Annotated in this window: 10 protein-coding genes and 4 tRNA genes; 8 read left to right on the top strand and 6 right to left on the bottom strand. The window is 59.6% G+C overall.

The genetic code is table 11. From position 1 onward, the window contains the following. Positions 1-104: 104 nt before the first annotated feature. From I6E60_RS08090 to I6E60_RS08080, 3 genes are all read right to left on the bottom strand, one after another. Positions 105-176, bottom strand: a tRNA-Val gene (locus I6E60_RS08090). A gap of 32 nt (positions 177-208) precedes the next feature. Continuing rightward, positions 209-279, bottom strand: a tRNA-Cys gene (locus I6E60_RS08085). A 40-nt stretch (positions 280-319) separates the two neighbouring features. Further along, positions 320-391 (bottom strand) — tRNA-Gly (locus tag I6E60_RS08080). 115 nt (positions 392-506) lie between these two features. On the opposite strand from I6E60_RS08080, the gene I6E60_RS08075 reads away from it, so the two are divergent. After that, positions 507-579, top strand: a tRNA-Val gene (locus I6E60_RS08075). Positions 580-659: 80 nt separating this feature from the next. Further along, complete coding sequence (locus I6E60_RS08070; RefSeq protein ID WP_197179644.1) at positions 660-1472, top strand: EI24 domain-containing protein; 813 nt, start codon at positions 660-662, stop codon at positions 1470-1472. Here I6E60_RS08070 and I6E60_RS08065 read toward each other — a convergent pair. Together I6E60_RS08065 and zapE are read right to left on the bottom strand one after the other, a co-directional pair. After that, positions 1413-2492, bottom strand: a complete 1080-nt coding sequence (locus I6E60_RS08065) for an ammonium transporter (protein WP_197179642.1) — start codon at positions 2490-2492, stop codon at positions 1413-1415. The two genes, I6E60_RS08070 and I6E60_RS08065, sit on opposite strands and share 60 nt — an antisense overlap. An 87-nt stretch (positions 2493-2579) precedes the next feature. Further along, positions 2580-3590 carry a cell division protein ZapE gene (zapE, locus tag I6E60_RS08060; protein ID WP_197124547.1) on the bottom strand — a complete coding sequence of 337 codons (1011 nt, stop codon included), beginning with the start codon at positions 3588-3590 and terminating at the stop codon, positions 2580-2582. Positions 3591-3728: 138 nt separating this feature from the next. On the opposite strand from zapE, the gene I6E60_RS08055 reads away from it, so the two are divergent. After that, entirely contained in the window at positions 3729-4628 is a 900-nt protein-coding gene (locus I6E60_RS08055; RefSeq protein ID WP_197124545.1) for a sulfurtransferase, read from the top strand. 9 nt (positions 4629-4637) lie between these two features. Beyond that, positions 4638-5075 (top strand): SufE family protein, encoded by a 438-nt coding sequence (locus tag I6E60_RS08050; RefSeq protein ID WP_197124543.1) that lies wholly within the window; start codon positions 4638-4640, stop codon positions 5073-5075. A 62-nt stretch (positions 5076-5137) separates the two neighbouring features. Here the strand turns inward: I6E60_RS08050 and I6E60_RS08045 are convergent, their stop codons facing one another. Continuing rightward, positions 5138-6346, bottom strand: coding sequence for a S9 family peptidase (locus I6E60_RS08045; protein WP_197179640.1), 1209 nt, complete (start codon positions 6344-6346; stop codon positions 5138-5140). A gap of 79 nt (positions 6347-6425) precedes the next feature. Between I6E60_RS08045 and I6E60_RS08040 the strand changes: the two genes are divergently transcribed. From I6E60_RS08040 to I6E60_RS08025, 4 genes are all read left to right on the top strand, one after another. Then, a complete protein-coding gene (locus I6E60_RS08040) occupies positions 6426-7022 on the top strand; it encodes a DUF3000 domain-containing protein (RefSeq protein WP_197124539.1) in 597 nt (198 codons plus the stop codon). Further along, positions 7015-8271, top strand: coding sequence for an HRDC domain-containing protein (locus I6E60_RS08035; protein ID WP_307784428.1), 1257 nt, complete (start codon positions 7015-7017; stop codon positions 8269-8271). The genes I6E60_RS08040 and I6E60_RS08035 overlap by 8 nt, the downstream gene beginning before the upstream one ends. Positions 8272-8348: 77 nt before the next feature. Then, a complete protein-coding gene (locus I6E60_RS08030) occupies positions 8349-9545 on the top strand; it encodes a thiolase family protein (protein ID WP_197154456.1) in 1197 nt (398 codons plus the stop codon). Positions 9546-9547: 2 nt separating this feature from the next. After that, a complete protein-coding gene (locus I6E60_RS08025) occupies positions 9548-11671 on the top strand; it encodes a 3-hydroxyacyl-CoA dehydrogenase NAD-binding domain-containing protein (RefSeq protein WP_197179638.1) in 2124 nt (707 codons plus the stop codon). The last annotated feature ends 55 nt before the right edge of the window (positions 11672-11726 follow it).

Genomic DNA, 11726 nt, shown 5'->3' with positions numbered 1-11726 from the left:
GCCCTATCGTCGCGCATTCTCTGGCCGCTAGGGGGTGCCACGCTGAAACCCGCACGCCTAACGGGTTAAAAAGCAGAAGCCCCGGCGAACCGGGGCTTCATCTGTGAGCGATACTGGGATCGAACCAGCGACCTCTTCCGTGTCAGGGAAGCGCGCTACCGCTGCGCCAATCGCTCATGCTATTTAGTTACGTAAAACACTCATTACGAGGTGGAGACGGGATTTGAACCCGCGTATACGGCTTTGCAGGCCGCTGCCTCGCCTCTCGGCCACTCCACCGCACATGGAAAGTGCCAGCGAGGCTGACACTTCCCACTTGAGCGGATGACGAGATTCGAACTCGCGACCCTAACCTTGGCAAGGTTATGCGCTACCACTGCGCCACATCCGCATTTACAAGCTATTCGGTTACCCGTTTTCGCGTGCTAGATGACTGTATACGAAGAGTGCGCGAAGTTCCAATTCGGTGGCGAGCGTGTCGTCGAGATATGCGAAGATTGATCTGCGGGCGATTGGCGCAGTTGGTAGCGCGCTTCCTTCACACGGAAGAGGTCATCGGTTCGAGTCCGGTATCGCCCACCGAATAATGCCCCATCAGGGTAGCCAACAAGCCTGTTGTGACGGGCGAATTGGCACCGTTCGCCCAGTAACCTTGGTTCATGGCCATTCCCTCGCAGAGACGCCCTTCAGTCATCCGCGAGTTCTTCGTTGGTGCAAGTTTTCTGTTTCGAGGTTTCCGAATTTGGATTACGGCACCTCGCCTCATGTTGCTTGGCATGGTGCCAGCAGCAATCGTCGGTGTCATCGCGATTGCCGTGCTCGTCACGTTGTTTGCGAACATCCAGTCGGTGGCCAGCTTTTTGACGCCGTTCGCCAATGACTGGGGAGAGCTCGCGCAGACTGCAACTCAGCTCGCTGCGGGTTTAGCGGTGGTGCTTGCCAGCATCTTGATTGTTGTCAATACGTATACGACAACGACGCTGATGGTGGGGGACGCGTTCTACCGAAAGATCTCCGCGCACGTCGACGCTATCAACGGCGCTCCCCCAGCGCAGCAGCCCCTCGGCTTCTGGAAGGACTTTCGGCGCGGTATCGGGGAAGGTATTCGAGTACTGATCCCCACAGTCGGGTTGGCCATTCTTGTCCTTGCGCTCGGCTTCATCCCCGTAGTTGGCTCTGCTGTCGCCGCGACCGCCGGCGCCCTTCTCGGTGGCTGGCTTCTCGTCGTCGAATTGGGCAACATCCCGTTTGAGGCCCGTGGCATACACCTCACTGCACGGCGGCGCGCTCTTCGCGGCACTCGCGCCCGCGCAGTGGGCTTCGGAGCTGCCACCTATCTGGTGTTTCTGATCCCTCTAGGTGCGGTCGTAGCGATGCCTGCCGCACTCGCTGGCGCAACACTCCTGACGCGTTCAGCGCTGGGAGAGGATGCGCGGCCGACGTCCGCCAACGCCACTCCTGATCCGGCCTAGCAACCACCAGAAGACTGACGACACCACGAAGGCGTAGCTGGCAGTGGCAATAACACTCAGGAACTGTTGCTCGACGATGTAGGTCTGCCCCGTGAACAGAAACCCCGACCCGGTCGCGAGCACGCCAAGCGAAACCACGCCAATGCTCCCGCCCATCAAATGAGCGTTGACCAGAAAACGAAGTTGGTTCCCCAGCGGCGAACCCTTTCGAACCGTGAACGCGCACGCAACAGCTCCAGCGATCAACCCCGCAACCGCAGCTGAAACCGGCGTGAAAAGCGGAGCGCCGGCGCTGACAGCGATGAGACCGCTGACGCCACCCCCCGCCAAGGACCTGAGCGCGACAACCCCATGGTTGATCAGCTGTACCGTCACCCACCCGATCACGCCAAAAACCGCGCTGACAGCGCCGTTGGTGACGATGAGACCGACAACATCATCGAGCGCAAATTCGGCGCCTACGAGCCACAGGAGCCAGGAGAAGACAACCCCGACAAGGGCGGCGACCCCGAGGGGCACCGGCAGGGTCATTCGAGCACCACGGATGAGAGAGTGTCGTTCTACGACCAGCACCGCCAACATGCTCGCGCCTACAGCAACGCTCATGACGAGAGCGCCACCGTGGTCGATGGGATTCAACCCGAACGGGGTAATCGTGCCGAATGGCTCGAAAGTGCGCACGGCGATCGGAACGTAGACGCCTACCGCCCAGAAACAGCTGAAGATGACGCTTCGGACGAGAGAGGCTCCCGAGCTTCGGGAGACGAGCGTGACGAGAAAACAACACACGGCGCCCAAGGCTGCCAGCGAAGGCATCATGACCAGTCGAAGACTTATGCCCAATGCCGGAATGATCAATGTCCACGCCACGGCTCCGGGCACGGCGCAAGCCAGAGACTCCAGAACGAGACGCCGCCATGTGACCGCCGGAAGAGTGCTCGAGTACAGAAGAACGAGCGAGAAAAACAGCAGGACGAGCGCTACGACACCGATGGCTGCTGCTGTTCCATCTCCGACCACCGCTAGCCTCCCCAGCTCGACAGTTACCGCTCAGATTCCCCTAAACCGCCCGGATCGTGACATGCCGCCGCGATACAGCGAATCGTACTAGGCGTTGTTAGAGGTGAGAGCGATAAGGCGCGAAACTGCTCGGAGATACTTCTTGCTGTATCCCCCGTTGAGCATATCCTCGGGGAAAACCGCATCCAGCGGGGTTCCCTCGGCGTACACCGGGATCTGGGCGTCGTAGAGGCGGTCGACAAAGGCCACGAAACGCAACGCATCGGTCTGATTTGTGAACTCATGCACGCCGGTCAGCGCAATCGCGTCGATACCTTCGATCAGCTTGACGTAGCGCGAGGGATGCACGCCGGCCAAGTGCTTGAGCACACCATCGAATGAGTCCAGGGTGACGACGCCCGACACAGCAGAGATTGCAGCAGCCGCATCGTCGACCGCTACGGCATGCGCACCAGTATCGCGTCGGCGGTAGTCGAGGCCATCAATTCGGATCGTCTCAAACTTGGCTGCGAGGGAGTCAATTTCGCGCATGAAGTCTTGGGCCGCAAAACGCCCCTCGCCAAGGGCATTGGGCGGAGTATTAGATGTTGCCGCAATTTTGGTTCCGGATGCAACAAGCTCTGAAAGCAGTCGAGAAATAAGACGTGTATCGCCCGGATCGTCTAGTTCGAACTCGTCAATGCAGACAAGCGTTGCCCCTTTGAGAAGCTGAACAGCCGGTGCGTAGCCGACGGCGCCGACCAAAGCCGTGTACTCGATGAACGTACCAAAGTACTTTCGGCCCGCCGTCTGATGCCAGAGCGCTGCCAGCAAGTGGGTCTTGCCTACGCCAAATCCACCGTCGAGGTAGACACCCGGCTTTGCCACCGGTATTTTCTTCCGCGAGAAGAGTTTTGCCTTCTGCGCACTGGTCAGAAAGTGCCGCATCGCTGCTACGGCAGCCCCCTGTGACGGGTAGTCGCGGTCGGGACGATACGACTCCAAAGTCGCACCGGTGAACTGGCGGGGTGGCACAAGTTCGGCAAGCATCTGCGCTCCGGTCAACGACGGGATACGATCGACTAGACGCTCAGGAGTCGTAGGCGCAGTAGCGCTCATTCTCAGCCTCGGTTATTTTTCGCAGTCTTACGGCAACGCGGTGTAATCAGCGGCGAATGCGTAATTTCTTGGGCAAGGGACCCATCAAGCTTAGTTTGAAGCCCACACCAGTTTTTCCACCCACAATCGGAGGTAGCTATGACTATCGAAAACGACCCAGCCCCGCAATTTGCTGAGTTCTCGCACCCGGAACGATTGGTCACTGCAGACTGGCTTGAAGAACGACTCGGCAAGCCCGGTCTCGTTGTAGTGGAATCTGACGAAGACGTGCTGCTCTATGAAACCGGTCATATTCGCACCGCCGTCAAGATCGACTGGCACACGGACCTCAACGACCCGGTCACCCGCGATTACATCAATGGCGAAGAATTTGCCGAGCTCATGTCACGCAGCGGCATTGCTCGCGACACCACGGTCGTCATCTATGGCGACAAAACCAACTGGTGGGCAGCCTACGCACTGTGGGTATTCACCCTGTTTGGCCACGAAGACGTACGACTCTTGGATGGAGGCCGCGCCAAGTGGGAAGCGGATGGTCGCGAGTACACGCTTGAGGTCCCCACTCCGACGCCCACCGAGTACCCGATCATTGAGCGCGACGATTCCGTGATTCGTGCATTCCGTGACGACGTGCTCGCCCACTTGGGAAACCCACTGATCGATGTCCGCTCTCCCGAGGAGTACAGCGGAGAACGCACAAGCGCTCCTGCCTACCCTGAAGAAGGCGCTCTGCGTGCCGGTCACATCCCGAGCGCACAGAGTGTGCCGTGGTCAAAGGCCGTTGCAGAAGATGGCACCTTCCGCCCTCTCGATGAACTCAACGCGATCTACCGTGATGGCGCTGGGCTCAAGGACGGCGACCAAGTAGTGGCTTATTGCCGCATCGGTGAGCGTTCGAGCCACACTTGGTTCGTACTGAACTACTTGATGGGCTTTGAGAACGTGCGCAACTACGACGGATCGTGGACCGAGTGGGGTTCCTTGGTCGCTGTTCCGATCACCGTGGGCACTGAACCCGGTGACGTACCGTCCCGTTAGACTGAAGTGGTGAGTGAGCAGCAGATCCCTACCCAGTTGGCCGAGATTCGTGACGACTTTCTGGAGCTTGAGCTGAGGGATCGGCTGCAACTCCTGCTTGAGTTCGCTAACGAGCTCCCTGAGCTGCCTGAGCGGTACCGTGACCACCCCGATCTCTTTGAGCGGGTTGAGGAATGTCAGTCTCCCGTTTTCATCTTTATTGAAGTCGAGAACGACATCGTTCATATGTATGCGACGGCGCCACCGGAAGCGCCGACTACTCGTGGCTTCGCGTCGATCTTGGCGCAAGGATTGTCCGGGCTCAGCAGCAACGAAGTACTTGAACTCTCCGACGACTACCCCCAATCGCTGGGTCTCGCTAAGGCCGTGAGCCCACTGCGACTGCGCGGAATGACGGGCATGCTGGCGCGTGCGAAACGACAGATCCGCCTGAAGAGCGTCGTCTAAGCCTGCTTTATCGATTCTCGAGAGTCGCCGGGGATTGCTCGACCTCCTGCGGTTTGCGAGCTCTAGGCGACGTCGGACTCTTCGGGGCCGGCATCCGTGCTCAATTGGAGCGCAAGCCACGTGCGAATCGCTAAGAGCCACCGCTCGCTGTCGTAGTTCCACAGTCTCGTGTGGCCCGCGGTGTCAAACTCTTCGTAAGTGACAATATCGGGCCGAGCTTCGGCTAGCGCTCGCGAGGGGTCAACCGGAACATATCCGTCGTCGTCGCTGTGCATGAGCAAAATGGGGCGGTCTAATTCTTCTGCACGATCAACAAAGTTGAGTGTGTCGAAGTCGAGCGGGTGTGCCGTGCCCACGAGAAGTTGAGCTTGGTCGCTGCCCAGTACTGCCACCGCAGCCCGGGGAATCATTGCGGGAATTCGATTCAAATCGCCTTGCAACTTGATGGTCGGCCCCCACGCAATCACTGGAGAGTCGAGCACTAGCCCGATAATCATGTCGCGGAAGCGAGAGCGGATCAGAGTGTGAAGCGCGGTTGCACCACCCATCGACCAGCCCATGAGAATAATGCGCTCGGCACCCGCAGAGCGGGCGTACGCGATCGCTGCGTCGACATCGCGATACTCGGTAGAACCCAACCCGTAGCGCCCGTCCAGCGAATCCGGCGCCTCAGTGTCGTTGCGGTACGAAATCGACAGAGAAGTGATTCCGGCATCGTAAAACTCGCCAAGCGCCCGAACCGTTTCTGGCCGCTGCACACCTCGACCGTGAATGTGGATGGCCCACGTCGTGCTCGGGGAAGGTGCGGGAATGAGCCAGGCCGGCGCGAATCCCAACTCTGTCTGAATCTGCACCTCAGAGAATTCAAGTCCCAGTCCAGCCGGCGTCAGATAAAACCATCCGCTCGTGCGCGCGTTGTCTCCCGGATGCGGGACACCGGTTTCAACGTCGATCAGCTCCCGCGCAACCCACTGCGCTCCCTGAGAAACCACAGGCCCGATGCGGGCGAGACCCGTTTCGTCGGCAAACCATAGGCTGAAGCGCCCTGGTGCTCGACTCTCTTCCGCTGAGGACAACACAATCGTCGACTCCCCGACCGCAAGAATCCGCAGATTGCTGTCGGCTCGTCCGGGAGGAGTTACCACGCGACGGGCGACAAAGACCGAGAGTACCGCCCCAGCCACGAGACCGAGTGCGGCGATAGCGGCCGCACCGATCGCGACTCCGCCGGCGACTCCGGCAACAATGCGCAAGCGATCCCGTGCCCGCATATCAAAACCTCCGTCTCGCAGCCGCCCTAGCGCGGCGTGCCTCACTAGCGATCGTTCTCGTAAAGCCTAATCTTCAGTCGTGCCCGATTCGCCAGCTGGACCAACACCACCCGCGGCATTTGCTTCAGCGGTTGAGTCGCTTCGTGCTGCGACTTTGCGCCCTGAGCTCGCGATTACTGAGATTTCAGCACCAACGCAGATCGCTCCTTGGTCGTTTGCTCTTGCTGCGGATGTTACGCCTTCCCGCCATGGCGAAGACTCCGATCTCGGCACTGGCCGCTTCGTACTTCTGTATGACCCGGCGTCTCCCGAGGCCTGGGACGGCGAATTTCGCATCATCTGTTTCGCTCAAGCTCCGCTCGAGCCGGAGATCGGTGTCGACCAGTTCCTCAGCGAAGTCACGTGGTCGTGGCTCGTGGATGCGCTCGATAGTCGAAACGCACAGTACGACCAAGTATCGGGAACAGCAACCCGCATCCTGTCCACCGGATTTGGTGAACTCGAGTCCCAGCCGGATGGCGCACAAATCGAACTTCGAGCGTCATGGAGCCCCCAAGACCTCGATATTGCCGCACATGTGGAAGGCTGGAGCGAGTTAGTCTGCATGCTTGCCGGACTTCCTCCCACGAATGAAGGAGTCACTATGTTGTCGGCCCGTAGAGCTGGACGTGAGTAGCGCCACCGACAGTGCAGCCCCTGAGGGCGAGTCGCACGCTACCCAAGCCCCTCATGTTCCCGTTGACGTCATTGACGATCGGGACGAATATCTTGCCGCCGTGGCAGCCATTGCTGCCGGTCACGGCCCCATCGGAATCGATGCCGAACGAGCAAGCGGTTACCGCTACTCTCAGCGCGCGTACCTCATCCAGATTTTCCGCCGCGGGGCTGGCACCTTCCTCTTCGATCCCCCCGCCATTGGTGACTTCAGCGAACTGAACGACGTCATTGCAGCGGAAGAGTGGATTCTGCACGCGGCCACGCAAGACCTCACCTGCTTGCGTGAAGTTGGCCTCCATCCGACGCGCTTGTTCGACACCGAACTGGGTGCGCGCATCGCCGGCCTCCCCCGCGTGGGACTCGGCACTGTCGTTGAACATCTGTTAGGCATCCATCTCGCGAAGGAGCATTCGTCAGCGGACTGGTCTACACGGCCCCTTCCTCAGTCGTGGCTCGTCTATGCCGCCCTCGATGTTGAGTTGCTCGTTGATCTCCGCGAAGCGCTCGGCGATGTTCTGGAAGGCGATGGCAAGGGCGACATTGCGCGTCAAGAGTTCGAATCAGTTCTTGCTCGCGACTTGAGCCATGTGCGCGCCGAACCGTGGCGCCGCCTCAGCGGGGTTCATTCAATTCGCGGCGGTAAAAACTTGGCTGTGGCACGAGAGTTGTGGCTTGCACGGGATGCTTACGCTCAAGAAGTCGATACCGCCCCAGGACGGCTCGTGCCCGACGGCGCCCTGTTGGCCGCCGCCAAGCTATTGCCCGAGTCAAAGCGCGAATTGTCGAGCCTTCGAGAATTCAGCGGTCGCGCAAGCCGGACGCAGATTGATCGCTGGTGGCAGGCCATTTTGGCAGGGCTGGCGTCTACTGACGTTCCTGCATCGCGAGTAGCCAGCGACACGCTTCCGCCACCGCGGGTGTGGTCGGACAAGAATCCCGCAGCAGATCGTCGCCTCAAGGCTGCTCGCGCCATCATGGCGGAGTTCTCCGAAGAGATGTCTATCCCTATTGAGAATCTGCTGACCCCTGATCACTTGCGGCGGGTGGCGTGGAATCCGCCCGCAGAAATCACGCTCGAAAGCATCTCGGACGCTCTCACAGCGCTCGGCGCTCGCCAGTGGCAACTTGACGTATCTGCACAGTCAATCGCCGAAGCCTTTGTCGAAGCCAACCAAACTCCTGAGGACTCGAACGACACCAAGTCGTAGGAACAATCAAAGGATTCCCCACGCTAATCTCCCCCACCTAGGATCAGTTCTACATCCAAGGATTTAGTGGAGGCATTGTGGCCAAGGAAACTGAGATTGTATTCGTAGATGGAGTCCGTACTCCGTTTGGACGTGCAGGCGAGAAGGGCATGTTCTGGAATACCAGAGCCGATGACCTCGTCGTCAAGGCGATGATCGGCGTGCTGGAGCGGAATCCCCAGATCCCCAAGGATCGCTTCGACGAAGTAGCCATTGCGGCAACAACTCAGACCGGAGATCAAGGTCTCACGATCGGTCGCAGCGCCGCGATGCTAGCCGGTCTACCGAAGTCCGTTCCCGGCTATGCGATCGATCGCATGTGCGCCGGCGCTATGACGGCCGTCACGAATGTGGCTGGTGGAATCGCGTTCGGCGCGTACGACCTCGCCATCGCCGGAGGCGTGGAGCACATGGGTCATCACCCGATGGGTTCGGGCGTTGACCCCAACCCCCGCTTCCTCTCTGAGAAGCTCGTTGATCCCGAAGCCCTCAACATGGGCAACACGGCCGAGAAACTGCACGACCGTTTCCCGCAGCTCACCAAGGAGCGCTCCGACGCATTCGCACTGCGCAGCCAGCAGCGAGCCAATGCGGCGTACGAAGCCAACAACATCCAGCCCGACCTCATCTCGGTCGCCACTAAGAGCGAAGCTGGCTGGGGATTGGCGACCCGCGACGAGGGCCTGCGCCCCGAAACAACTCTTGAGGGCCTCGCAGCGCTCAAGACGCCCTTCCGTTCACACGGACGCATCACCGCCGGCAACGCGTCCGGCCTGAACGACGGTGCAACCGCCAGCATCATCGCCAGCGGGGATGCCGCACGCGAGTTCGGCTTAAAGCCCAAGATGCGCATGGTGAGTTTCGCCTACGCCGGCGTGGAACCAGAGATCATGGGAATCGGCCCGATCCCTTCAACAGAGAAGGCGCTCCGCAAGGCCGGCTTGACGATCAACGACATCGGCCTTTTCGAACTCAACGAAGCTTTCGCGGTTCAGGTGCTGTCGTTGCTCGATCACTTCGGAATTGACGACGAAGATCCTCGCGTCAACCAGTGGGGCGGCGCTATCGCCATGGGCCACCCCCTCGCATCGTCAGGTGTTCGCCTGATGATCCAGCTTGCCGCCCAATTCGAGCAGCACCCTGAGGTGCAGTTCGGCCTCACCGCGATGTGCGTTGGTCTCGGCCAGGGTGGATCCGTCATTTGGGAAAACCCGAACTACAAGGGAGCAAAGTAGCCATGACCGAACAGTTTGCACGTCTTTCGGACCTCGCTAAAGACGAGGTAATTACCCACTCCTTCGTTCGCGATGTGCCGCTCTCCGCTGGCCGCACGCTCGCCCTCATCACTCTCGACAACGGCAAAGACCACACCCGCCCGAATACACTCGGCCCGGCAACTCTGCTCGAGTTTGCGAAGGTGCTCGACGAGCAAAAAGAACGCGCCGCTGCTGGCGAAATCCACGGTGTCGCCGTCACGGGCAAGCCCTTCATTTTCGCGGCCGGGGCTGATCTCTCGAAGGTCAGCGAGATTCCTGACCGCGAGACCGGCAAGCAGATGGCTCAGTTGGGCCACTGGGCGCTCGGTAAGCTCAGCGAGCTTGGCGTGCCATCATTCGTATTCGTCAACGGACTTGCACTTGGTGGTGGTGTTGAGATCCCCCTCAATGCTGACTACCGCACCATCGATAGCTCGGTTCCCGCCTTCGCTCTTCCTGAGGTCTTCCTCGGCCTGATTCCCGGCTGGGGTGGCGCATGGTTGTTGCCCAACCTGATTGGCATCGAAAACGCCCTCAAGGTTGTAATTGAGAACCCACTGAAGAACAACCGGATGCTCAAGGGTCCTGAGGCTTTTGAGCTCGGCATCGCGGACGCCATGTTTGGCCCCGCAAACTTCCTGGAAGACTCAATCCGCTGGGCCGACGGAGTCATCGCCGGCACCACGAAGGTTAAGCGCAAGAACGAGCCGGGCAAGATCGAACGCACGGTGAAGTGGGATGTCGCTATCGGCATCGCCGACAAGATGTTGGCTAACCGCATCGGCCGCGTTGCTAAGTCTCCCTACGCCGCTCTCGCGCTGCTGAAAGCCGCCAAGAACACCGACAAGAAGACGGGTTTCGAGGCAGAAGACAATGCTCTGGCCGACATGATCTCGGGTGACCAATTCCAGGCCAGCATCTACGCGTTCAACCTGGTGCAGAAGCGCGCCAAGCGTCCGGCGGGAGCCCCCGACAAGGAGCTCGCTCGCCCCGTCACCAAGGTGGGCGTCATCGGCGCAGGTCTCATGGCGCGTCAATTTGCGTTGCTGTTCGTCCGTCGTCTGCAGGTTCCGGTGGTCATTACTGACCTCGACCAGACCGCGACGGATGCCGGCGTCACAGCGATCCACGCAGAGATCGACAAGCTGCACGAGAAGGGTCGCCTCTCCTCCGACGACACCAACCGTCTCAAGGCACTCGTCACGGGAACAACCAACAAGGCTGACTTCGCTGACTGCGACTGGGTGATCGAAGCAATCTACGAAGAACTCGGCGCCAAGCAGGCCGTCTTCGCCGAGGTAGAACAATTCATCTCTGACGAAACCATTTTGGCCACAAACACCTCTTCACTCTCCGTGGAGCAGATCGGCGCCAAGCTCAAGCATCCTGAGCGTGTCGTGGGCTTCCACTTCTTCAACCCCGTGGCCGTAATGCCGCTGATTGAGGTTGTGAAAACGCCGCACACCAACGACGAGACGCTCGCGACAGCTATGGTTACCGCAAAGAATCTGCGCAAAAATGCAGTAATCACGACGGATACTCCTGGTTTTGTGGTGAACCGTATTCTCGCCAAGGTTCTCGGCGAGGCCATGCACGCTGTCGACACCGGAACCCCGTTTGAGGTTGTCGAAGAATCGACTCGCCCATTCGGCCTGCCGATGACACCGTTTGAGCTGCTCGAGTTGGTTGGCCTCAAGGTGGGAGCCCACGTGCTCGATACTCACCACGCGGCGTTCCCTGAGCGTTTCTTCGAGAGCAAAAACTTGCACAAACTAGCCGAGCTCGGATTCATTTTCGACCGCGACAGCAAGGGCAAGTCGAAGGGCGTCTCCAAGAAAGCCGTAGAGATTGTCAAGGGTGGAACATCCCCAATGACGGCTGAGGAACTTCAGATCCGCATCGAAGATGGCCTGGCCGATGAGATTCACCGGATGCTCGAAGACGGCGTAGTTGCCGCAGCAGAAGACATCGACCTGTGTCTCATCCTCGGTGCGGGATACCCGTTCCAAATGGGTGGTGTTACGCCTTACCTCGATCGCGCTGGCGCGTCAGAGCGAGCTTTCGGTGGCACGTTCCACAACCCGCCCATCCGCGGAGTGCAGTAATCCTTCGCCCTTAGTTAGCACACGACAAAGGCCCGGTTCAGATTATCTCTGAGCC

Origin of the sequence: Salinibacterium sp. SWN167 (assembly GCF_015864665.1) — a bacterium.
Lineage (GTDB): Bacteria > Actinomycetota > Actinomycetes > Actinomycetales > Microbacteriaceae > Rhodoglobus.
This window is presented reverse-complemented; position numbering and strand designations above follow the sequence as displayed.